At 64.0% G+C, this 23,043-nt stretch carries 22 protein-coding genes; 14 read left to right on the plus strand and 8 right to left on the minus strand.

The annotated features are described in order from the left end of the window. Positions 1-78: 78 nt before the first annotated feature. Complete coding sequence (locus ACFFWD_RS25615) at positions 79-858, plus strand: outer membrane protein (RefSeq protein WP_376969806.1); 780 nt, start codon at positions 79-81, stop codon at positions 856-858. Between the two features lie 67 nt (positions 859-925). Here ACFFWD_RS25615 and ACFFWD_RS25620 read toward each other — a convergent pair whose 3' ends face one another. Next, positions 926-1,696: an SDR family NAD(P)-dependent oxidoreductase gene (locus ACFFWD_RS25620; RefSeq protein WP_376969808.1), complete on the minus strand. Its 771-nt coding sequence runs from the start codon at positions 1,694-1,696 to the stop codon at positions 926-928. A gap of 44 nt (positions 1,697-1,740) precedes the next feature. Next, entirely contained in the window at positions 1,741-1,926 is a 186-nt protein-coding gene (locus ACFFWD_RS25625) for a hypothetical protein (protein ID WP_376969810.1), read from the minus strand. 112 nt (positions 1,927-2,038) lie between these two features. Here ACFFWD_RS25625 and ACFFWD_RS25630 point away from each other — a divergent pair, with 112 nt between their 5' ends. Further along, complete coding sequence (locus tag ACFFWD_RS25630) at positions 2,039-2,680, plus strand: hypothetical protein (RefSeq protein ID WP_376969812.1); 642 nt, start codon at positions 2,039-2,041, stop codon at positions 2,678-2,680. A 71-nt stretch (positions 2,681-2,751) separates the two neighbouring features. On the opposite strand, the gene ACFFWD_RS25635 is transcribed toward ACFFWD_RS25630, so the two are convergent. The 3 genes from ACFFWD_RS25635 to ACFFWD_RS25645 all read right to left on the minus strand — a co-directional run bounded on the left by ACFFWD_RS25635 (position 2,752) and on the right by ACFFWD_RS25645 (position 6,337). Further along, the gene (locus tag ACFFWD_RS25635; RefSeq protein ID WP_376969814.1) at positions 2,752-3,543 is read right to left on the minus strand and encodes an outer membrane protein; all 792 of its coding nucleotides are present in this window, start codon (positions 3,541-3,543) and stop codon (positions 2,752-2,754) included. A 228-nt stretch (positions 3,544-3,771) separates the two neighbouring features. Then, positions 3,772-5,829, minus strand: a complete 2,058-nt coding sequence (parE, locus tag ACFFWD_RS25640; protein ID WP_376969816.1) for a DNA topoisomerase IV subunit B — start codon at positions 5,827-5,829, stop codon at positions 3,772-3,774. A 139-nt stretch (positions 5,830-5,968) separates the two neighbouring features. Beyond that, a complete protein-coding gene (locus tag ACFFWD_RS25645; protein ID WP_376969818.1) occupies positions 5,969-6,337 on the minus strand; it encodes a hypothetical protein in 369 nt (122 codons plus the stop codon). 185 nt (positions 6,338-6,522) lie between these two features. On the opposite strand from ACFFWD_RS25645, the gene ACFFWD_RS25650 reads away from it, so the two are divergent. From ACFFWD_RS25650 to ACFFWD_RS25670, 5 genes are all read left to right on the plus strand, one after another. After that, entirely contained in the window at positions 6,523-7,053 is a 531-nt protein-coding gene (locus tag ACFFWD_RS25650; RefSeq protein WP_376969820.1) for a DedA family protein, read from the plus strand. Positions 7,054-7,200: 147 nt separating this feature from the next. Further along, entirely contained in the window at positions 7,201-8,190 is a 990-nt protein-coding gene (locus ACFFWD_RS25655) for an MBL fold metallo-hydrolase (RefSeq protein ID WP_376969823.1), read from the plus strand. Between the two features lie 314 nt (positions 8,191-8,504). Next, the gene (locus ACFFWD_RS25660) at positions 8,505-9,170 is read left to right on the plus strand and encodes an FMN-binding negative transcriptional regulator (RefSeq protein WP_376969825.1); all 666 of its coding nucleotides are present in this window, start codon (positions 8,505-8,507) and stop codon (positions 9,168-9,170) included. Next, positions 9,167-10,147, plus strand: a complete 981-nt coding sequence (argC, locus tag ACFFWD_RS25665) for an N-acetyl-gamma-glutamyl-phosphate reductase (RefSeq protein ID WP_376969827.1) — start codon at positions 9,167-9,169, stop codon at positions 10,145-10,147. Before ACFFWD_RS25660 ends, argC begins: the two co-directional genes overlap by 4 nt. A gap of 18 nt (positions 10,148-10,165) precedes the next feature. Continuing rightward, positions 10,166-10,759, plus strand: coding sequence for a class I SAM-dependent methyltransferase (locus ACFFWD_RS25670; protein ID WP_376969829.1), 594 nt, complete (start codon positions 10,166-10,168; stop codon positions 10,757-10,759). Between the two features lie 45 nt (positions 10,760-10,804). Here the strand turns inward: ACFFWD_RS25670 and ACFFWD_RS25675 are convergent, their stop codons facing one another. Both ACFFWD_RS25675 and ACFFWD_RS25680 read right to left on the minus strand, forming a co-directional pair. Continuing rightward, on the minus strand, positions 10,805-11,203 hold the full coding sequence (locus tag ACFFWD_RS25675; RefSeq protein ID WP_376969831.1) for an MAPEG family protein: 399 nt from the start codon (positions 11,201-11,203) through the stop codon (positions 10,805-10,807). A gap of 74 nt (positions 11,204-11,277) precedes the next feature. After that, the gene (locus tag ACFFWD_RS25680; protein WP_376969833.1) at positions 11,278-13,086 is read right to left on the minus strand and encodes a PHA/PHB synthase family protein; all 1,809 of its coding nucleotides are present in this window, start codon (positions 13,084-13,086) and stop codon (positions 11,278-11,280) included. A 290-nt stretch (positions 13,087-13,376) separates the two neighbouring features. On the opposite strand from ACFFWD_RS25680, the gene ACFFWD_RS25685 reads away from it, so the two are divergent. The 7 genes from ACFFWD_RS25685 (at position 13,377) to ACFFWD_RS25715 (ending at position 21,104) form a co-directional block, all read left to right on the plus strand. Then, on the plus strand, positions 13,377-13,667 hold the full coding sequence (locus tag ACFFWD_RS25685) for a hypothetical protein (protein ID WP_376969835.1): 291 nt from the start codon (positions 13,377-13,379) through the stop codon (positions 13,665-13,667). A gap of 215 nt (positions 13,668-13,882) precedes the next feature. Then, positions 13,883-15,103: an LL-diaminopimelate aminotransferase gene (locus ACFFWD_RS25690; RefSeq protein WP_376969837.1), complete on the plus strand. Its 1,221-nt coding sequence runs from the start codon at positions 13,883-13,885 to the stop codon at positions 15,101-15,103. A 21-nt stretch (positions 15,104-15,124) separates the two neighbouring features. After that, positions 15,125-16,444, plus strand: a complete 1,320-nt coding sequence (locus ACFFWD_RS25695) for a homoserine dehydrogenase (RefSeq protein ID WP_376969839.1) — start codon at positions 15,125-15,127, stop codon at positions 16,442-16,444. Positions 16,445-16,522: 78 nt separating this feature from the next. Then, on the plus strand, positions 16,523-17,521 hold the full coding sequence (gene glpX, locus ACFFWD_RS25700) for a class II fructose-bisphosphatase (protein ID WP_376969841.1): 999 nt from the start codon (positions 16,523-16,525) through the stop codon (positions 17,519-17,521). A 26-nt stretch (positions 17,522-17,547) separates the two neighbouring features. Further along, on the plus strand, positions 17,548-18,267 hold the full coding sequence (locus ACFFWD_RS25705; protein ID WP_376969843.1) for a haloacid dehalogenase type II: 720 nt from the start codon (positions 17,548-17,550) through the stop codon (positions 18,265-18,267). Between the two features lie 160 nt (positions 18,268-18,427). Further along, the gene (gene recJ / locus ACFFWD_RS25710) at positions 18,428-20,269 is read left to right on the plus strand and encodes a single-stranded-DNA-specific exonuclease RecJ (RefSeq protein ID WP_376969845.1); all 1,842 of its coding nucleotides are present in this window, start codon (positions 18,428-18,430) and stop codon (positions 20,267-20,269) included. A gap of 19 nt (positions 20,270-20,288) precedes the next feature. Next, complete coding sequence (locus ACFFWD_RS25715; RefSeq protein WP_376969847.1) at positions 20,289-21,104, plus strand: glucose 1-dehydrogenase; 816 nt, start codon at positions 20,289-20,291, stop codon at positions 21,102-21,104. 973 nt (positions 21,105-22,077) lie between these two features. On the opposite strand, the gene ACFFWD_RS25720 is transcribed toward ACFFWD_RS25715, so the two are convergent. Next, a complete protein-coding gene (locus tag ACFFWD_RS25720) occupies positions 22,078-22,737 on the minus strand; it encodes a hypothetical protein (protein WP_376969849.1) in 660 nt (219 codons plus the stop codon). Between the last annotated feature and the right edge of the window lie 306 nt (positions 22,738-23,043).

The raw sequence follows: 23,043 nt of genomic DNA on the forward strand, positions 1-23,043 counted from the left end.
GCCGTGCCGACCGGTTTTCTTTTGGTAAGGGTCTCTCTGGGAAAGCTGGCACCCATCAGAACAACCTGGGGTGCCACCATGTTTCATGCCAAAACGATTGCCGCATTGACCGTCACGACCGCGCTCGGCGTCAGCGCCGCTTCGGCCGCTGACCTCGCCGCCCGCCCGTATACGAAGGCGCCGGTCTACGTTGAAACCGTCTACAACTGGTCCGGCTTCTATATCGGCGGCAATGTCGGCGGCGCCTGGACGAACCAGGAATGGATCAACACCGCCAACACCACCGCGTTCGGCGATCTCGCGCCCGGCCAGGGCTTCCGGCAGCGCAACAGCGGCGTCTTCGGCGGCGGCCAGATCGGCTACAACTGGCAGGCCAACAATTGGGTGTTCGGTCTTGAAGGCACGATCGCCGGCCTCGACAACAGCGGCACCGTCCTCAACACCGTGTTCGGCGCCGCGCGCGACGATCGTTTCAGCTGGCGCACCGACTGGATGGCGACGGTGACTGCCCGCGCCGGCTTCGCGGTGCAGAACAACCTGTTCTATGTGAAGGGCGGCTATGCGGGCCTGAACAACCGCCTTTCGGTGGTCGACACCGTGCCGCCGGCGACGGGCTCGGGCAGCCAGACCAGCTGGCACAACGGCTGGACCGTCGGCGCGGGCTGGGAATACGGCATCACCCAGAACTGGATCGTCGGTCTCGAATACGATTACGCGTCGTTCGAGAAGAAGAGCTATCAGCTTGCCGGCACCGCCGCGCCTGCGACCTACACCTTCAATGCGGGTCCGCGCGATATCCAGTCAGCCGTCGTTCGTCTCAGCTACAAGTTCGGTCCAGTGCCGGTGGCGCGCTACTAAGCATCGCCGTTCACGAACAAGAAGAACGCCCCGGGCATCCTCCCGGGGCGTTTTGCTTTTTTGCAGGTCACGCCATGATCGAATAGCCGCCGTCGACGGGAATGGCGGTGCCGGTGACGAAATCGGAGGCGGGCGAGGCGAGGAACACCGCGATGCCCGCGAAATCGCCGGTCGTGCCCCAGCGTGCAGCCGGCGTGCGCGCCAGCACACGCTCGTGAAGGCCCGAAACCTGCTGCCGCGCGCCCTTCGTCAGATCAGTGTCGATCCAGCCGGGAAGGATCGCGTTGACCTGGATATTGTCGGACGCCCACGCCGTGGCGCAGGCGCGGGTGTATTGCACGATGCCGCCCTTGCTCGCGGCATAGGCTGCCGCAAAGCTCGCGCCGAAGATCGACATCATCGAGCCGATATTGATCACCTTGCCATTGCCGGACGCCTTCAGCGCCGGATACGCCGCCTTCGAGCACACGAATGCGCTGGTGAGATTGGTGTCGATCACCTTGCTCCACTCCTCGAGCTCGAGTTCATGGGGCGCCTTGCGGATGCTCATGCCGGCATTGTTCACCAGGATGTCGATGCGGCCGAGCTCCTTGACGACGCGCGCGATCATGGTGGCGACTGCGGCCTTGTCGGTTACGTCGGTCGTCACCGCGATCGCCTTGACGCCGCGCTGCCTGAGATCCTCGACGGCCGCACTTGATTTCGCTTCGTTGCGTCCGACGACGGCGATGGCGGCGCCGGCATCCGCCAGTCCGCGCGCCATGCCGAGCCCGATGCCGCCGTTGCCGCCGGTCACGATCGCGACCTTGCCCGAGAGATCGAACAGTTGATTCTTCATTGTTGTTGTCCGCTGTGGTTTGAAGGCCGGCGCACAGTGCCCGATCAGCGCCGGCTCTGCCAGATCAGGATCAGGCCAACTGCGCCAAGGGCCGCGCCGTATCCCGCCCATTGGAGCTGGTTGATCATGAAGCTCGATGCCGGCCAGGCGATCACGCCGAGGCCCTGGCCGACCCAGAGCAAGCCGATCGCAAGCGCGATCAGCCCGAGAACCAATAGCAACCGCTCCATGCGCGCCTCACTGCTGTGCCCCTCGGGCCAACGCAAAGGTCTGGAAACCGTTGCATCGGGCGTCCGTAGCTTTCGACGATACCGCGCGTGATCCGCGTACGGAGGTTGGACGATGCGCCGCTTGACGTTAGCCGTGACGCTCGCCGCTGCGCTTGGTGCTGTGGCCGCCTATGCGGGCTGGCCGCGGCGGGCTGATCTGCGCGCTTTCGATCCCGCGGGCATGGCGCGGCTCGAGTCCGCGATTTGGCGCGACTACTATGACAAGCGCTATCCGGCGCTGTTCGGTCACCTCTACGAGCTGTCGCGAACCCAGTTCGGCTTCTCGCCGTTCGACAGCGTACGGATCGCGGTCGCGGCGGCCAAGACGGCAAGGGCGTTTCAGCCGACGCACTCGCGGCAGGAGGCGAATGCCGCGCTGCCGTGGCTCGCGACCTATTACCGTCTGCTCGCGCGGGCAGCGCCCGTGGCCTTTGATGAAAACGAGGCCGCGCGGCTTGAGCTCGATTGGTGGCAGGCCCGGCGCGAGGCGATCGGTCCACAGGACTATGGCGTGACGGTCGCCAGCGTCGCCGCGCTGACCTACGGCAAGCCGGCCGATGATGCCGCCTTGCTGCAATCAGGCATCGGCCGGGCCGAGGCCATGGCCTATCGCGATGCCCGCGGGCAGGGGATGACCGAGGGCGATTGGACGGAGATCGAGCGGCAACTTCGCCGGGCCTATGGGCTGCTCAAGGTGGCCGTCGGAAGCCACTAGCGCAACAAAAAAGCCCCGGACGAAGCCGGGGCTTTTGGTCTGCAATTCAGCAGAGATCAGTACCTCAGAGATCAGTACTTGGCGACAACCGGGCCGCCCCAGTTGAAGCGGTAGACCAGCGAGGTGCTGATGGTCTGCACGAAGGGCTTGAAGGTGATGTCGCGACCATTCGAGATATTCGTGACGTCGACCAGCTCCGAGATGTTCTTGGTGTCGTAGTAGGCCGCACGATACTCGGTTTTCATGAACCAGCCCGGCGCCGTGATGCCGAAGATGTTCAGGTTGTTCTCGACGCCGCCGCCGACGAACCAGCCGCTGCGATCAAAGGCGTCCGTGTGGAGACCCAAGCTGGTGCCGGTGATCGTGCTGAATAGCGTCGTGCCCTTCCAGTGCGAGCTGGAATAGCCGGCGTTGACGTAGGACAGGACGTTCGGGGCGATCAGGTAGCCGAGGCGAGCACCGACGGCCCAGTTATAGTCGTTCTTGATGTTGCCAGCGGCGAACGGGCCCTGGTCCTGGATCGTGCCCTTGAGGCTGCCGAACTGGCCGTCAGCGAACAGACCAAAAACCCAAGTCTGGTTGAACTGCCAGTCATAACCGGCGCCGACGGTGCCGAACCAGCCATCGCCGCCCTGGCGCTGGTTGAAGCCGAGGATCGGCGCGCCCGTGAGGGTCGACTGGACACCAGTGTCAGCGTCCCAGAGGCCACCGCCGCCACCGCCGAAGATGTAGAAGCCGGTCCAGTTGTAGACCGGAGCGACCGGCACCGGAGCCTTGGTGTAGGGGCGGGCAGCAAGGTCAGCCGCCGACGCCGAAGCCGTCATCCCAGCAACCGCGGTCAGAGCGAGCAGAAACTTTTTCATCTTCAAATCCTCAACCTTTGCATTCGATCAGGTCGCTTGACGGGGGCGGTCGCACCGATTCCCGAAACTCATGGTCCGGACTATACGTGGTTCCACCGAAAATGCTGTTGCGGGTGAGACACAACCGCCCGAAAACGAAGTCGGGGCCAGTTCGCCTAAAACGCGAACCGGCCCGCCCCCGAAATCTGGGGGCGGGCCGGAAATTGGCTGGAATCAAGGTGTTATCGCCTAGACGTCGAGCAAATCGTCGCTCGCGAATTCGGCCTTGTCGGAGATGAAGGCGAACCTCGCCTCGGCCTTGGTCCCCATCAGCCGTTCGACGGAATCGGCAGTACCCTCGCGGTCGTCGGCAAGCAGCACGACGCGCAGCAGCGTGCGCCGGGCCGGATCCATGGTGGTTTCCTTGAGTTGCGCCGGCATCATCTCGCCGAGGCCTTTGAAGCGGCCGATCTCGACCTTGGCGTTGGCGTTGAATTCGCTCTTGAGCAACTGCTCCTTGTGGGCGTCGTCGCGGGCATAGACCGACTTGCTGCCATGCGTGAGTTTATACAGCGGCGGCACCGCCAGATAGAGGTGGCCCTCGTCGATCAGCCGCGGCATCTGCCGGTAGAAGAAGGTGATTAGCAGCGAAGCGATGTGGGCGCCGTCGACGTCGGCGTCGGTCATGATGATGATGCGCTGGTAGCGCAGATCCTCCTCGCGATAATGCGCGAGCGTGCCGCATCCAATCGCCTGCACGAGGTCGGCAAGCTGGGCATTCGCCATCAGCTTGTCCTTGCCGGCCGATGCGACGTTGAGGATCTTGCCGCGCAGCGGCAGCACGGCCTGGGTCTTGCGGTCGCGTGCCTGCTTGGCGCTGCCGCCGGCCGAGTCGCCCTCGACGATGAAGAGCTCCGAGCCTTCGGTACCCGCATCGGTGCAGTCGGCGAGCTTGCCGGGAAGGCGAAGTTTCTTACCGGCGGTTTTCCGCGCCGTCTCCTTCTCTTGCCGACGGCGCACCCGCTCCTCGGCACGATCGATCACGAAGTCCAGGAGCTTGTTGGCCTGGTTCGGATTGGCCGAGAGCCAATGGTCGAACGGGTCCTTCATCGCCTGCTCGACGATGCGCTGCGCTTCCGCAGTCGCAAGGCGATCCTTGGTCTGGCCCTGGAATTCGGGCTCGCGCACGAACACCGACAGCATCACGGCCGCGCCCACCATCACGTCTTCCGAGGTGACGGAGGCTGCGCGCTTGCCCTGGCCGACGCGTTCAGCATGGTCCTTCAGGCCGCGCAGCAACGCGCTGCGCAGGCCCGATTCATGCGTGCCGCCATCGGGTGTCGGCACCGTGTTGGTATAGGACGACAGGAAGCCGTCGGCATCCGCGGTCCACGCCACCGCCCATTCGCAGGCGCCGTGGGCACCGCTGCGGCCGGACTTGCCGGAAAAGATGTCCTGATGCACCAGCGTGTCGGCGTGGATCGCGGCGGCCAGATAGTCCTTCAGGCCGCCGGGGAAATGGAAGCTGGCCTCCGCCGGAACATCCTCGATGCCCTTCAGGAGTTCGGCATCACAGCGCCAGCGGATCTCGACGCCACCGAACAAATAGGCCTTCGAGCGCGTCATCTTGAACAGGCGCTGCGGCTTGAACGTCGCCTTGGCACCGAAGATGTCTGTGTCCGGCTTGAAACGCACGCGGGTGCCGCGGCGGTTGTTGACCTTGCCGAGATCTTCGAGCTTGCCCTTGGGCAGGCCGCGCTCGAAGCTCATGCGGTAGAGCTTCTGGCTCCGCGCGACCTCGACCTCGAGCCGCGAGGAGAGGGCATTGACGACCGAGATGCCGACGCCATGCAGGCCGCCCGAGGTCTCGTAGACCTTCGAGTCGAATTTGCCGCCCGAATGCAGCGTGCACATGATGACTTCGAGCGCCGACTTCTTCGGGAATTTCGGGTGCGGGTCGACCGGGATGCCGCGGCCATTGTCGGTCACGGTCAGGAAGCCGTCGGCGGTCAATTCCACCTCGATGAAGGTCGCATGCCCGGCAAGCGCCTCGTCCATCGAGTTATCGATCACCTCGGCGAACAGGTGGTGGAGCGCCTTCTCGTCGGTGCCGCCGATGTACATGCCCGGCCGCCGGCGAACCGGCTCGAGGCCCTCAAGAACCTCGATGTCAGCCGCAGTGTAGCCGCCTTCGGCCCCGCTGGCGCGGGCAGCGACCTTCAGCGGTGCACGCCCTTTCGGCTCCGGGCCCCCGAACAAATCGTCAGCGGACTTATTTTTGGCAGTTGATTTCAAAGGCTTGGACATGGCTCTTCAAGTGTTGCGCGATATCAGGCGCAGCGAATCGGTTGCTTTCGACTATGCCACGGATGGGGTCAAAATGGTGACGGCCGGGCTGCGGGCAGCAATGCCTCGACCCGGCCGTCCCGTAAATAGGAACTCGTGGTTATGCGCGCGAGGTCCGGAACACGATGATCGCGAACAGCGTCATGGCGGCCACCACCGTCAGCGACCCCACGATGGGAGCGACCTCGAACGACGGGCCCTTCAGCAGCACGATCGCCACGCCTGTCGGAAACAGGATGGCGCCCGCAATGTGCAGGCCGCCCTGCAATTTCGCCAGCACCGTGCTCCCCGCGGCAGGAAACAGCCGATAGTAAAGCCCGAACAGGAACAGGAGCACGCCGCCGACAAGGTTGAGATGCGAGTGCGCCGGCGCCAGCGTGAAATTCTGCTGGATACCCATGGCGATGCCGCCGAGCATTCCGAACAGCAGAACGACAACGCTCACACACATCATCAATGATCCGATCATCCCGGTAATTCCTTTGCTATTGAGAGAGATGCAAGCCGGTATCGACGGCGCGCCCTGTGGGAAATCACGCCGGGTCCGCGCCTTTGTGACTTGATGTCACGCAATGGGCTGGCTTACCTGTTCTTAGGCTGCGGGGCCGTAGAAAGGTTCAAGGTCACTCACGGGGCGGGAAGGCATTCTAGGCAATGGAAGATTATGCGGGCGCCCTGGTCGAATTCGTGCGCCATCACCAGGCCTGGGCCGCTCCGATCGTCATGCTGCTGGCGTTCGGAGAATCGCTCGCCTTCATTTCGCTGCTGATACCAGCCTGGGGGGCCCTGGTCGCGATCGGCGCCCTGATCGGGGTCACCGGCATCAGCTTCTGGCCGATCTGGATTGCTGGCGGCATCGGCGCCGCGCTCGGCGATTGGGTCTCTTATTGGTTCGGCTATCGCTACAAGGAGCACGTCGCGCAGATGTGGCCGCTGTCGCGCTATCCGGAAATCCTGCCGCGCGGCGAGGCCTTCGTGAACAAGTGGGGCGTGCCGAGCATATTCATCGGCCGCTTCTTCGGTCCCTTGCGCGCCTCGGTGCCGCTCGCGGCAGGCATATTCGAGATGTCGTACTGGCAATTCCAGGTCGCCAATTTCGTCTCCGCATTGGTCTGGTCGGCCGCGCTTTTGCTGTTCGGCGACGTCATGGCGCAGCTTGCCGAATGGTTGTTACGGGTGGTGTAGGTGGCCTGGAATAAGGCCGGGACGCAGGGGTTAGCCCGGGGAAACAGCGGCATGATCGAGCGTTATCGTTCCGCCGGCCAAAAACTTCACAAAACGTCGCGGCGCGACAATCCGCCGACCGCCGCCGTCTCATTGGGAGGACACCACATGGAATTGACACGACGTCACGCTCTCGCCGGCGCTGCCGCGCTCGCTGCCGCGCCGCTATTGCCTTCTGCTCCCGTGCGCGCCGCGGCACCGATGGCCGACAAGCAGGCGCCGGGCTTCTACCGCTACAAGGTCGGCGATATCCAGGTCACCGTGGTGTCGGACGGCAAGAACGTCTTCAAGCTGGAAGACTCCTTCATCACCAACGCCAAGAAGGAGGAGGTGAACGCGGCCCTCGAGAAGGCGTTCATGCCACGCGATATGATGTCGATCTACTACGCGCCGCTCGTGATCAATACCGGCGGCAAGCTGGTCGTGATCGACACCGGCAACGGCGCGCTGGCGAAGGCCAGCAGCAAGGGCGCCAATGGCCTGTTCGCCGACAACATGGCGGCGGCCGGTTTCGATCCCAAGAATGTCGACATGGTCGTGATCTCGCACTTCCACGGCGACCACGTGAACGGTCTGTTGACGGCCGAGGGCACGCCGGCCTTCCCGAACGCCGAGGTGTTGGTGCCGGCGACCGAGTGGAAGTTCTGGATGGACGACGGCGAGATGAGCCGCGCGCCGGCCGGCCGCATGCAGGGCCTGTTCAAGAACAACCGCAACATCTTCGAGGCCGGCCTGAAGAAGAAGGTTACGCCATATGAGTGGGGCAAGGAGATCGCGCCGGGCCTGACCACGGTCGAGACCGTCGGCCACACGCCGGGCCACACCTCCTATGTGCTGGCGTCCGGTTCGGGCAAGGTCTTCATCCAGTCCGACGTCACCAACAATCCGAACCCGTTCGCCACCAATCCGGGCTGGCACGCCTTCTTCGACCAGGACGGCGATATGGCCGAGAAGACCCGCCGGCGCGTCTACGACATGGTGGTCGCCGAGAAGCTCCAGGTGCAGGGCTTCCACTATCCGTTCCCCGGCCTCGGCAATGTCGAGAAGGACGGCAACGGCTACCGGGTCGTGCCGGCGCCCTGGAATCCGGTGATCTAGCTCGTCATTCCGGGGCGCGCGCCAGCGCGAACCCGGAATCTCGCGCCACAACCTCGGGTTTCCGGGTTCGACGCTCCCGCGTCGCCCCGGAATGACACGCGAACGACCTTGACGCCACGCGGGCGCGGCCTTATAGCCGCGCCTATGATCAACGCCGCGACCATCATCGTTGCCCGCCGCCGTACCTTCGCGGTATGGGCGGTCGTTCGCGTTTAGATCATCGCCTCTGCCGCCGGATCTGTTCCCGCGGCGCTCTCCCTGAAAAAGACACGCGGTTCGATCTGGCGGCTCCCACGTCACGCAGGAGTCCGACAATGTATACGCCACCGGTATCCAAGCCCGACCGCGCCGCAAGCCTCGCCTTCGCCGAGGCGCGCGGATTCGGCATTGCCTGCGCGTGGGACGGGACCAAGCCGATCGCCTCTGCGCTGCCGTTCTATCTGGCCTACGCCGCCGACGGCACGCCGCAGGCGATGTTTCATGTCGCCCGTCACAATCCGCTGGCAAAGCTGGCCGGCGGCGCGTCCTGGCTGCTGGCTGTCACTGGCGCGGATGCCTATGTGTCGGCGGACTGGTGTGTGTCGCCGGAGCAGGTGCCGACCTGGCTCTATCAGGCCGTGCATCTGACCGGGCCGGTGCGGACCATGTCGGCTGACGAGCTCGCCGTGCAGATCGATACCTTGAGTGGCAAATTCGAGAACCGGCTGTTGCCGAAGAAACCCTGGACGTCGGGCAAGATGACAGCGCCGCGGCTGGGTGCCATGAAGAAGGCGATCGTCGGCCTCGAGATGACGGTGGAAGAGGTGGAGGGCAGCTTCAAGCTGAACCAGCACAAATCCGAGACCGACTACGCGGCGGTCGCAGGCGCGCTTGCCCGGCGGGATGATGCCGGCGCGCAGCAGATTGCGCATCTGATGCAGCAAGCGCGGCCGGATGCATTTATAAACGAAGCGAACGAGCTCGAAAGGAGCGTGCCATGACCCTCACCGATACGCATCAGCCGAAGACCGTCAGCGGCGCGACCAAGCCCGCCGTGTTCGTCGACGGTGCCTCCGGCACGACCGGTCTTGGCATCCAGGAGCGGCTGCGGCTGCTTGGTGACATCGCCGTGAAGAACATCGCCGAGGACAAGCGGAAGGACGCCGGCGCCAAGCGCGCGCTGATGGAGGAGGTGGATCTCGTGATCCTCTGCCTGCCGGACGACGCCGCAAAGGAGACCGTTGCGCTGATCGACACCATGGGATCAGCCGCGCCGAAGGTGCTCGACGCCTCGACGGCCTATCGCGTCGCGCCCGACTGGGCCTATGGCTTCCCGGAACTCGCGCCCGACCAGGCCGACAAGATCCGCGCGGCACGGAAGGTCTCCAATCCCGGCTGCTATCCGACCGGCGCGATCGCGCTGATCCGGCCGCTGGTCGATGCCGGCCTGCTGCCCGCGGATTATCCCGTCACCGTCAACGCGGTGAGTGGCTATTCGGGCGGTGGCAAGTCGATGATCGCGAGCTTTGAGGACGGCACCGCGCCGGCCTTTGAGCTCTATGGCCTCGGCTTCGAGCACAAGCACGTGCCGGAGATGCAGCTCTATTCACGGCTGACGCGGCGGCCGATCTTCATCCCGTCGGTCGGCAATTACCGACAGGGCATGCTGGTCTCGGTGCCGTTGCAGCTCGATGCGCTGCCGGGTAAGCCCACTGGCGCCGACCTCCAGGCTGCGCTCGCGAAGCGCTATGCCGGAAGCAGCTACGTCTCGGCGATGCCGCTGCAGAATGAGGCTGCGAAGAGCGGGCGGATCGAGCCCGAGGCGCTCAACGAGACCAACAAGCTCGAGCTTTACGTGTTCGCCAGCGACAAGCATCACCAGGCAGTGCTCGTTGCGCGGCTCGACAATCTGGGCAAGGGCGCATCGGGCGCAGCCGTGCAGAACATGCGGCTGATGCTGGGTCTGGCCGACGCCTGACCGCCGGCCAAGCGCACCGTGGACGAGGACACGCTGCAATTCTATCGGCGCTATGCCGAGGCCTATGCCGGGTGGGCAAAAGCCCCGTCCACCCGGCTCACCGGCTTTCTGTCGCTGTTGCCGCCGGGTGGAGCGATCCTCGAACTCGGCTGCGGCGCCGGCAATCACGCGGCGGTGATGCTGGCCGCAGGTTTCGCCGTGCGCGCCACCGACGGTTCACCCGAGATGGCCGCGGTTGCCGCACGCCGCATCGGTCATCCCGTCGAAGCGATGCTGTTCGACGAGCTTGACGACAGGAACACCTACGACGGCGTGTGGGCCAGCGCCTGCTTGCTGCATGTTCCGCGCGAGGAATTGGCTGCCATCCTCACGCGGGTCCATCGCGCGCTGAAACCTTCCGGCCTGTTCTACGCAAGCTACAAGATCGGCCATGACGACGGCCGCGACAGCATCGGCCGCTACTACAATTATCCGTCGCAAGAATGGCTGCAGGCGACTTACGCCCCGTCAGCCGCGTGGACGCAGGTGTCGTCCGATACCAGCGAGATGAAGAGCTTTGATGAAGCGCCCGCGACGATGCTGCATGTCGTCGTGCGAAAGGGCCCGCAGTAGCAACCGCCGGCGCGGCAGGCGCCGCGACCGGCGGGTTTTTGCCGATCAGAGAATCTTGAAGATCGCGAGCGCGAGCACGGCTTGCGCAAGGAAGCCGACCGTGAAGGCCAGCGTGCGGAACACCGGCAGGCCGAGCGTGTAGACGATCACGTGCGCGACGCGGGCCCAGAAATAAACGGCGCAGGCGAGCACCGTCCATTTGGTGGAGTAGTCGGCCGCGTTGAGGATCAAGACCAGCGGCGCGAAGATCACGAGATTCTCGACCGCGTTGTCGTGCGCGAACATCAGCCGGTTCGCCCATTCGGCGTGCGGCTTGTCGTTGCGCGACGGATTGGCCATCGCACCGGATAGGCCGCGGACCTTGGAGCGGTTGATGATGTAGGGAACCCAGAGCAGCCCGGTCAGGATCACCGTCAGCGACAGCCAGAACAGTTCACGCGTCATCGTCTCCCCCCTCAACTGATTTCGATTCCCGACTGGCCGGGACAGCTGTTTATAGCTGAGAGGGAGGTCCCGCGCTACGCGCGGACGCGAACATAGCTGCCGGGCGCGTCCTCGAGCGGGGGCATGTCGGCCGAGCCCACGGCGCGCGCCGGCACCTTCTCCGAATCAAGGTTCTCCAGCCACGCCTGCCAGTCCGGCCACCACGAGCCTTTATGCTCTTCGGCCTTCTTCAGCCAATCGGCGAGCTTGACGTCCTTGATGTTGTCGTTGGTCCAGTATTGGTACTTCTTCGACGCCGGCGGGTTGACGACACCGGCGATGTGGCCGGAGCCCGAGAGCACATACTTGACCGGGCCGCCAAAGAATTGCGAGCCGTAGAGCACCGATTCCGCCGGTGCGATGTGGTCCTCGCGGGTGGCGAGATTGTAGACCGGCACCTTCACCTTCGACAGGTCGAGCAGCGTGTTGTCGAGCACCATGGTGCCCGTCGACAGCCGGTTTTCCAGATAGCAGTTGCGCAAATAGTAGGAGTGGTTCGACGCCGGCATCCGCGTCGCGTCGGAGTTCCAGTGCAACAGGTCGAACGAGGAGGGCGGCTGGCCCTTCAGGTAATTGTTCACGACGTAGGACCAGATCAGGTCGTTCGAGCGCAGCATGTTGAAGGCCATCGCCATCTTGCTGCCCTCGAGCACGCCGGATTCGTACATGTCGCGTTCCAGCGCCGAGATCTGGTCCTCGTCGACGAACACGAGCAGATCGCCCGCGTGGGTGAAGTCGACCTGCGCGGCGAAGAACGTCGCCGACGTCACGCGCTGGCGGCGCTTCTCCGCGAGATAGGCGAGCGTCGAGGCGAGCATCGTGCCGCCGACACAGTAGCCGGCGGCGTGAACCTTCATTTCGCCGGTGACCTTCTCGATCACGTCCATCGCAGTGAGCGGGCCTTCGGTCATGTAGTCGGCCCACGTCTTCTTGCCGAGTTCCTTGTCCGGATTGACCCAGGAGATGACGAACACCGTGATGCCCTGGTCGACGCACCATTTGACGTAGGATTTCTCGGGCCTGAGATCGAGGATGTAGAACTTGTTGATCCACGGCGGCACGATCAGAAGCGGCGTGCGGAGCACATTCTCCGTGGACGGAGAATACTGGATCAACTGCATCAGATCGTTCTGGTAAATCACCTTGCCCGGCGTCGTGGCCATGTTGACGCCGACCACGAGGTTCGATGAATCGGACTGGCGGATGCGCAGCGTACCGTGTCCGGCCTCGATATCCTCCGCCAGCATCTTCATGCCGCGCACGAGGTTGTCGCCATTGCTTTCGACGGTTGTGCGCAGCACTTCAGGATTGGTCAGGATGAAATTCGACGGTGCGATCGCATTGGCGATCTGCTGCACATAGAACTCGGCCTTCTTGCGGGTATGCGGATCGATGCCTTCGGCATTGCGGACCAGGTCTTGCGCCCATTTCGACGTCAGCAAATAGAGTTGCAGCACGAAATCGAAGAACTGATTCGATTTCCATTCCGGATCCTGAAAACGCTTGTCGCGCGGCGCGGGTTCGATGGCGGGCTTCGCGTCATGCTCGCCGGCCATGCGGCGCACGGCCGAGCCCCAGAGATCGAGATAGTCCTTGCCGAGCTTGATCTGCAGATCGGTGGCGCGCTCCTTGTCGGACAGCCAGTATTCGGCGATCACGCTGAAGGTCTTGATCACCTCGCCGAGTTCGTTCGGGGGCTTGTCGCGCACTTCGCCGGTTTGGCGCGGCTTGAGATAGGCGGCCAGGGCCTGACCGCTGCTCTCCATCGCACGCGCGATGTTCATCGCGAAGGCTTCAGCGTTGAATTTGGGGGCAGCCTGGGTTTCGATACTGACGTTGCTCATCTGAGGAACACTATCGCTTCGTTTCGTCGGCGTCATCGCGCGGTGCGGCAACGACAATCAGGGAAAAATTGATGTTTCGTGTTGTTGCACTGCGACAAAAATTCTCTGTTCTGACATATTGAAGCCTCACCTGTCGCTTTTGCTGTTCACGCATTAATCGTTTCGGGCGACAATGGTTTGAACGGCCGAAGCAAGAATTATCGCAGCGGGGACGCTGCAAGGCTCGTACCAGTGCGACCCGTGTCGGCGACGTGCGACGTGCGCGCTAGCTTGTTGGGGACTTTCGGCGGATGCCGACCGATCGGATGAAAAGGGGTCTTGCGGCCGTATTGCTGCTCGCGTCGATGTCGGCGCTGGGCGGCTGCGCGAGCACGGTTGCGGACCTGCCGGGCGTTGGCGTGCCCACCGACGCGCCGGCGCGGCCCAAGGAGGCAGGCGGATACCTGCCGGTTCACGACCTTCCACCCGATCGCAGCGAACAGGCGATGAAGCCGGCAGAGCAGGCCAAGATCGAGGCCGAGCTGGTCGCCGCGCGCGACCGCCAGGCGTCCACAGGGGCGCAGAATTCGGCCGGCAAGTGAGCTCCCGAAAAAGCCGATCAATCGCTGGCGTAGCCGGGCGTCCGTGCTAAAAGAACCTCAATTCAACCGCATATCCGGTCTCCGACCTCAGATCTGTGCGCCTGAATTCGCCCTAAGTCATTGATTCAGTGCGATTTCTGGACGAAACCGAATCCGGTTTCCTGAACCGCCGAGATGAGTCGATTCTGCCGTGCCGGTTGTCGGAGCAAGGTTCCATGGAAGAGTTTTACCGCATTCGCCGTCTGCCGCCTTACGTCTTTGAAAAGGTCAACCAGGCCAAGGCGGCCGCGCGCAACGCTGGGGCCGACATCATCGACATGGGGATGGGCAACCCGGACTTGCCGACGCCGCCTCACGTGATCGAGAAGCTCAAGGAGACGTTGGGCAAGCCGCGCACCGACCGTTACTCGGCCTCGCGCGGCATCAATGGCCTACGCAAGGCGCAGGCTGCCTATTATGCGCGCCGCTTCGGCGTCAAACTCAACCCGGATACCCAAGTCGTCGCGACCCTCGGCTCGAAGGAAGGCTTCGCCAACGTCGCGCAGGCGATCACCGCGCCTGGTGACGTCGTGTTGTGTCCGAACCCGAGCTACCCGATCCACGCGTTCGGCTTCCTGATGGCGGGCGGTGTGATCCGGTCGGTGCCGTCGGAACCGACCCCGCAATTCTTCGAGGCTGTCGAGCGGGCGATCACCCACTCGATCCCGAAGCCGATCGCGCTGATCGTCTGCTATCCGTCGAACCCGACGGCCTATGTCGCGGACCTCGATTTCTACAAGGATCTGGTCGCGTTCGCGAAGAAGCACGACATCTTCATCCTGTCGGATCTCGCCTACGCCGAAGTCTATTTCGACGAGAACAACCCGCCGCCCTCGGTGCTGCAGGTACCGGGCGCGATCGACGTCACGGTCGAGTTCACCTCGATGTCGAAGACCTTCTCGATGGCCGGCTGGCGCATGGGATTTGCCGTCGGCAACGAGCGCATCATCGCAGCGCTCGCGCGCGTCAAATCCTATCTCGACTACGGCGCCTTCACGCCGATCCAGGTCGCAGCGACCGCGGCGCTGAACGGTCCGGACGATTGCATCCGCGAGATGCGCGACACCTATCGAAAGCGCCGCGACGCGCTGGTCGAATCGTTCGGGCGTGCCGGCTGGGACATTCCGCCGCCGCAGGCCTCGATGTTCGCCTGGGCGCCGCTGCCCAAGACGTTCGAGGCCGTCGGCAGCATGCAGTTCGCAACGCTGATGGTGGAGAAATCCGGCGTCGTGGTGTCACCCGGCGTCGCCTTCGGCGAGCACGGCGAGGGGTTCGTGCGTATCGCGATGGTGGAAAACGAGCAGCGTATCCGGCAGGCCGCACGCGGTGTGCGCCGCTTCCTTGAAAGCGGCATCGAAACGTTGCACAACGTGGTTCCTCTCGCCAATCGACGCTAATCCTTCCAGGTTCGTTTTCTCATGGTCGCACCGCTGAAAGTGGGCATCGCGGGGCTCGGCACCGTCGGTGCCGAAGTTGTCCGTCTGATCGAAGCGCAGGGACGCACGCTGTCGGCGCGCAGCGGCCGCGGCGTCCGTGTCGTTGCCGTCACCGCGCGCTCGAAAGCCAAGAAGCGCAGCCTCGACCTGCGCGGCGTCGAATGGGCGAAGAGCCCGCAGGCGCTGGCCGAGGATCCCAATATCGACTGCTTCGTCGAGTTGATGGGCGGCGCCGGCGATCCCGCCTTCTCGGCGATCGAGACCGCGCTGAAGGCCGGCAAATCGGTAGTGACCGCGAACAAGGCGCTGATTGCCAAGCATGGTCTGCGCCTTGCTCACGCCGCCGAGACGCATGGCGGCGCCCTGAACTTCGAGGGCGCCGTCGGAGCGGCGATCCCGGTCATCAAGACGCTGCGAGAAGGCCTCGCCGGCACCGACGTGAACCGCGTCTACGGCATCCTCAACGGCACCTGCAACTACATCCTGACGCGGATGGAGCAGGAGGGGCTGTCGTTCGCCGAATGTCTGAAGGATGCGCAGCGGCTCGGTTACGCCGAAGCCAATCCCTCGTTTGACGTCGACGGCCATGACACGGCGCAGAAGCTCGCGATCCTGGCCAGCCTGGCGTTTGGAACCAAGGTCGCGCAGAGCGCGGTCTATGTCGAAGGCATCTCCTCGATCACGCCGGAGGACCTCCGCGCGGCCGAGGAACTCGGCTACCGCGTCAAGCTGCTCGGCGTTGCCGTCCGCACCGCCAAGGGCATCGAACAGCGCGTGCATCCGACCATGGTTCCGAAGTCGTCGTCGATCGCGCAGGTGATGGGCGTCACCAATGCGGTGACGATCGACGGCGAGGGCATTCCGCCGATCACGCTGGTCGGCCCCGGCGCGGGCGGCGCAGCAACGGCCTCCGCCGTGGTCGCCGACATCGCCGATGTCGCGCGCGGGATCCGCGCCAAGCCGTTCGGGCGCCCGGTGGACCGGTTGCGCGCGACCACCAAGGCGCCGATGGAACGCCACGAGGGTGGCTATTATATCCGCCTGATGGCGCGTGATCTTGCAGGCACTGCCGCAACAATCGCCACGCGCCTTGCGGAACAGAAGATATCACTGGAATCGATCGTGCAGCGGCATTCAGATGGCGTCGATGTGAACGGTTCGGCCAAAAAAGCTTCACCGGTCCCGGTCATTCTGATTACCTACGCGACCAGCGAGGACGCCGTGTACCGTGCGCTGGACGCAGTGCAGCGCGACAAGGTCATCAGCGGCAGGCCGCAGGTGATTCGGATCGAGAAGAACTAGCGCGTGACCCCTGCAGTGGGGTGCGCAAAGATTGACGCGGGCCGCGTGGCCCGTCTGTGAGGCTTAAGGAGTACGCCGATGTCGACCCATATTTCCGTTCCGCCGCAGATGCTGCTCGAGCGCATCCTGACGCTCGAAATCGTGCGGGTGACGGAGCGGGCGGCGGTGTCGGCCGCGCGGCTGCGCGGCCACGGCCAGGAGAAGGCGGCGGACAAGGCCGCGGTCGATGCGATGCGGCGCGAGCTCAACAGGCTGCCGATCGAAGGCACGATCGTGATCGGCGAGGGTGAGCGCGACGAGGCGCCGATGCTGTTCATCGGCGAGAAGGTCGGTCTCAACGCCGGTCCGAAGGTTGATATCGCGGTCGATCCGCTCGAAGGCACCACACTGTGCGCCAAGAACATGCCCGGCTCGATCGCCACCATGGCGATGGCCGACGGCGGCACGCTGCTGCATGCGCCCGACGTCTACATGCAGAAGATCGCGATCGGTCCGGGCTACGCCAAGAACGTGATCGAGCTCGACGCGCCGCCGGCCGACAATGTCCGCCGCCTCGCCAAGGCCAAGGGCGTTGACCCCACCGCCATCAACGTGCTGGTGCTCGACCGTCCGCGCCACGCCGACATCATCAACAGCGTGCGCTCCACCGGCGCCGCCGTGCAGCTGATCACCGACGGCGACGTCGCCGGCGTCATTCACTGCGCCAAGCCCGATGAGACCGGCGTCGACATGTATATCGGCACCGGTGGCGCGCCCGAGGGCGTGCTGGCCGCGGTCGCGCTGCGCTGCATCGGTGGCCAGATGCAGTGCCGCCTGATCCTCGACAACGAGGAGAAGCGGGAGCGCGCGCACAAGATGGGCGTCACCGATCCGAAGATGATCTACGGCATCGAAGACATGGCCAAGGGCGACTGCCTGTTCGCGGCGACCGGCGTCACCACCGGCTCGCTGCTGTCGGGCGTGAAGTTCAAGAAGGACGTGATCGAGACCGAGACGGTGGTGATGCGTTCCGTCACCGGCACCGTGCGCTACATCAAGGCCGAGCACCGTCAGCTCGACAAATTCCACCTCGACTAGGATCGCCGTCGAACGGGGAGACGAACATGTCCGATCTTTCAGCCGTCAAGGCGCTGGTGTTCGACGTGTTCGGAACCGTGGTCGACTGGCGGACCAGCCTGATCAACGATTTCACCAGATGGTCGGAGACGCGGGGCATCAAGGCCGACTGGACCGCGCTGGTCGATGGCTGGCGCGCGGTCTATGCCGCCTCGATGGACGAGGTGCGCAAGAATCCGCAGAACGGCTATGTCATCCTCGACGTGCTGCACCGCCGCTCGCTCGAGAAGCTGGTCGCGCAATTCGAGATCAAGGGGCTGACCGAGGCCGACCTGCACCATCTCACGCTCGGTTGGCACCGCCTGCATCCATGGTCCGATAGCGTCGCAGGTCTGACGCGGCTCAAGACCAAATACATCATCTCGCCGCTCTCGAACGGCAATGTCGCGCTCTTGACCAACATGGCGAAGTTCGCAGGCCTGCCGTGGGACCTGATCATGTCGGCCGAGCTGTTCGAGCACTACAAGCCTGACCCGGAAACCTACCTTGGTGCGGCGAAGCTGCTTGGCCTGCCGCCGGAGCAGGTGATGATGGTCGCCGCGCACAACTACGATCTCAAGCACGCGCAGAAGCACGGCTTGAAGACGGCGTTCGTCGCGCGTCCAACCGAATACGGCCCGCTGCAGAAGATCGACTTCGAGGCCACCGGCGACTGGGACATCGTCGCCAAGGATTTCGGCGGGATCGCCGACCGAATGGGCTGCTAGACACTGGCGAGCCGCCGCCGATCATTGCCGCGTTCCGGCGCATCCATCGCGTTTTCGCGCGAAACGTGCCCACTTCGTGTGGAGAACGGGGGCAAGCCATGAGGTCTGAGCCCGGTTCTGGTACAACCAGAATCGACCAAACGTCAGCTCGGACGGCATCATGACGCTCCCCGTAACAGCTCTTCCCGTCGAGGCGCCACCGGCGTTCCTCGGCGTGGCGCGTTCGCTGACCGGAAAATTCTGGCGCGACCGGCTGGACGCGCGCGGCGCGGCGCGGGCACTCGCCATGGTCCAGCGCTACAATCTGCCGGAGATGCTGGCGCGGGTGCTGGCCGGGCGCGACGTCGAGCTCGATGCCGTGACTGATTTCCTCGATCCGACCATCCGCAAGCTCATGCCCGATCCCCATACCGTGACCGACATGGAGACCGCGGCCAGACGCATCGCCGATGCCGCTGATCACGGTGAGAAGGTCGCGATCTTCGGCGACTATGATGTCGACGGCGCGACGTCGGCGGCACTGCTGGCCTGGCATTTGCGCCATTGCGGGCTCGATCCGCTGATCCACATCCCCGACCGCATATTCGAAGGCTACGGGCCAAACGTCGATGCGGTGCGCGCCCTGGCGGCGAAGGGCGCGACGCTGCTCGTCACCGTCGATTGCGGCACCACCAGCATCGAGCCGCTTGCGGAAGCGAAGCGGCTCGGGATGTCGGTTGTCGTGATCGATCATCACCAGACCGGCGATCAATTGCCCGAGGTCGATGCGCTGGTGAATGCGAACCGGCCCGACGATCTCTCCGGGCTCGGCCATCTCGCGGCCGTCGGCCTCGTGCTGGTGACGCTGGTCGCCGTGAACCGCGACCTGCGCCAGCGTCGCTTCTGGACCGGCGAGATGCCGGAGCCGGACCTGCTCGGCATGCTGCATCATGTTGCGCTCGGCACTGTTGCCGACGTCGCGCCGCTGACCGGGCTCAATCGCGCGTTCGTCGCCAAGGGCCTGATTGCGATGCGCCGCCGCGATCATGTCGGGCACACCGCGCTGATGGACGTGTCGCGGCTGAACGGCCCGCCGGAGGCCTGGCATCTCGGCTTCATGCTGGGGCCGCGCATCAATGCCGGCGGCCGCATCGGGCGCGCCGATCTCGGCGTCAGGCTGCTGCTCGAGGGCGACGTGTCGGAAGCCGCGCGGATCGCAGCCGAGCTCGACCGCCTCAACACCGAGCGGCGGGTGATCGAGCAGGCCGCGGAGGCGCAGGCCGAGGCCGAGGCGCTGGCGTCGCTTGGGCTCGAGGACAAGGGTGCGGTGATCGTGACCGCCGCGGAAGGCTGGCACCCCGGCGTGGTCGGGCTGGTCGCGGCGCGGCTCAAGGAAAAATTCGCGCGTCCGGCGTTTGCGATCGCGCTCGAGCCGGGCGGCATCGGCACCGGTTCGGGCCGCTCGATCGGCGGCGTCGACCTCGGCAAGGCGGTGCGGCAGGCGGTGCACGACGGCCTCCTGATGAAAGGCGGCGGCCACGCCATGGCGGCCGGCGTGACGCTGCGCAAGGAGAAGCTCGCCGAATTTCGCGCCTTCATGGAGAGCGCGCTCGCCGCCGACGTCGCCAATTCGCGGCACGAGAATGAACTCTTCGTCGATGGCGCGGTGACCGCACGCGCGGTGACGCCGGAATTTGCCGCGATCCTCAATCGCGCTGGCCCGTTCGGCAGCGCCAATCCGGAGCCCGTGATCGCGCTACCCTCGCATCGGCTGGTCTATGCCGACGAGGTCGGGCAGGCGCATTTGAGGCTGCGCTTCAAGTCGGGCGATGGCTCGGTCGTCAACGGTATCGCATTCCGCTCGGTCGGACAGAAGCTCGGCAGCGCCTTGACGCAAAATCGCGGCCAGCAATTGCACGTGGCGGGCTCTCTCGCGGTTGACCGTTGGCAAGGCACCGAACGTGTGCAATTCCGTGTGCTCGACGTCGCGGTGCCCGATCAGGGCCCGGCGGTCATCAGATAAGAAACGTTCGGGAGAGGACATGTCAGGACAGGTTCAGGGAAAGGTCGCGCTGGTCACCGGCGGCGCGTCGGGCATTGGCGCGGCGATCGTCGAATTGCTGGCGCAGGAGGGCGCGACCGTCGTCGCGACCGATATCGACGAGCTGAACGGGCCGGAGCTCGCCGCCCGCCTCAAGAAGGCCGGTCGCGAGGTGATCTTCCTGCCGCAGGACGTCACCAGCGAGGAGCGCTGGGTGGAGGTCGTCGCCGAGGTCGGCAGGCGCTATGGCCGGCTCGACGTGCTGGTTTCCAATGCCGGCATCGGCGTCGGGGTGCCCTCGATCGTCGACATGTCGCTGGCGGATTGGCGGCGCCAGACCGCGATCAATCTCGACGGCGTGTTCCTGTCGGTGAAGCATTCGTTGCCGCTGATGCGCAAGCATGGCGGCGGCTCCATCATCATGATGTCGTCGCTCGCAGGTCTCCGCGGCGCGGCGAGCCTTGCCGGCTACTGCGCGACCAAGGGCGGCGTGCGGCTGTTCGCAAAGGCGATCGCGATGGAATGCGCGCAGATCGGCGATGGCATCCGCGTCAACTCGGTTCACCCCGGCATCATCGACACGCCGATCTGGGGCAAGATCCCGACCGGGGCCGCCGGCGCCGGCCAAAACGCCCCGATCGATCCCGACGAGCGTGCCAAATTCGCCACGCCGCTCGGCCGCGCCGGCCAGGCGATTGAGATCGCGCAGGGCGTGCTTTATCTCGCGTCCGATGCGTCGCGCTACGTGACGGGGACCGAGCTCGTCATCGACGGCGGCATGAACGCGGGCGGCGTGGTGCGGCAGCCGCAGCCATAATCGTCGTTGCGAGCCAACGGGTCGGGGACACCGCCTCCACGTCATTGCGAGCGGAGCGAAGCAATCCATAATTCCGAGCGCGCGGATGCGTGGATTGCTTCGTCGCTCTCGCTCCTCGCAATGACGAGGTGCACAGTCTCGATTCACATTTCAAACAGCGGTGAGGATGCGAGTCCGCATTCTCGCGGCGTGAATCGTCCGAGGCTTGCGTCTCGTTTCACCCTCCTGAAGAACAAAGGGCGCAGGGAAAGCCGGGTGCCGATTGCACCCATGGGTCCCGTGCAACAAAGCACGGGGTAGGACCACAGGTGAAACCGGATTCACACCGGCTTTCCCTGCGCGATGGTTTTACGGCTTCCTTCGTGCTCTCCCCGGCGAGACCGGGCTTGTTTGTCACCGTCTTCGCAGGACGTTTCGCGCGTCTTGCGAGGAGACACCTGCCACTGGGGCGTCAGGACCACACGACTTCACCGTCCGCCGTCAGCACGCACTCGTCAGTTGCGCGCTCGGCGTCCACCGCATCTCACCGCAACACTCGTGACGATCGCGACGCGCCCCTCAATCGGGTGAGACGGGCGGATTCATACACTGAGTTGTGGTTCCGAAAAACCGAAATATTTTTGCTAAGGGGGCTTGCCTCGTCGGGCAAATCAGTGGCAAGGCGCACGCGAGCCTGGGCCGCAGGGTTGACGGCCGTCGGGTTTGTCGCACCCGTTGCCTTCACATCGTCTGCCGGCGGCAACGCTCGCCGCTTATGGCCACGGTGGCTGTCGGAGGAAAAGCCGACATCAATCGACAGTCAGGATAAGCTGGCTTGGTCGAAAAATGACCCCGAAGCGGACCTTGGCAAGCGCCCGCACGGACTACTCGATCACTTCATCGGCGCGTGAGCAGAGACGCCGGCAGTATGAGACCCCGGCGATCAAAGAGAAGCCCGGCTTCTTTGGAAACCGGGCTTACCTCGTCTTACGGCTCACATCGTCTTGATTTTGTATGTTCCTATTTTCTTTCCTACCCCTTGCACTGTCCCATCGACGGCAGCTTTTAGCGGGCTGTGGTGGATTTCGAATGTTCCCTCAAGACCAGTAAATTTGCCCGTCCCACCGATCCACTGACCTTGAATGAGGATGGTTGGTCCTGACGGCTGGTTATAATCGGTTTTCTCGAACACCTGATCGCCATCCGCATCAGCATAGGTGCAATAGCCATGTCCTTCGATTGTCTTTGCCGCTTTATCGGTAACGACAGCCGAGAGGCAGCGCCCGGTCATGTTGTGAAGAAGTCCGCTGCCCGCGTCATTCATACCTGTCATCATCGAAGAGCTGACGGTGAATTCCTTGTCCTTGCCGATGCTGATTGGCTTGACCGGCGATGAATTCGTCAGCGTGTAGCTAATGGAGAACTTACCTTCAGCGGGTAGCTGTTGAGCAGTTGCTCCTGATGCCGCAACAGCTAGAAGTAGGGACACCGATATCGATGTTACGGTCCTCATGGTTTCCTCCTGGATTTTGGTCCCCCGAAAAACAGAGAAATTTTCAAAGAGGTTCCGTCGGGAAGTTGGTTGGAAATTGTTCGTCGCCGCCTCCGGTGAACCTCCCAATTGCTTCGCTCGTCGCAAATAGTTCGCAGGCATGCATTACCTCGGGGATTGCCCGATGACATCCCAGCGATGAACGCGATTTTCGGAGTGATCTTGTGCCTACCGACGGCATCAACGCTGCCGTTAATTTTCGGGACTTCGGCACGTTCCGTTGGCAGCTCGCTTCCACAAAGCGCTCTGGGAAGTGCCCACGAAATCCGAAAAACGGACGAGCCGACCAATCTGATTGGGCCGGCGGTGGCCCAGCGACTTCACTCGACTGTCGGTCGGATGTCCGTCGTTGGCGTGCGCCGTGATAAGGCGGCGCTTTCCAGTGGGTGCAAGTCCCACCCGGCAAAC

It is taken from the genome of Bradyrhizobium erythrophlei (genome assembly GCF_042430365.1).
Lineage (GTDB): Bacteria > Pseudomonadota > Alphaproteobacteria > Rhizobiales > Xanthobacteraceae > Bradyrhizobium > Bradyrhizobium erythrophlei.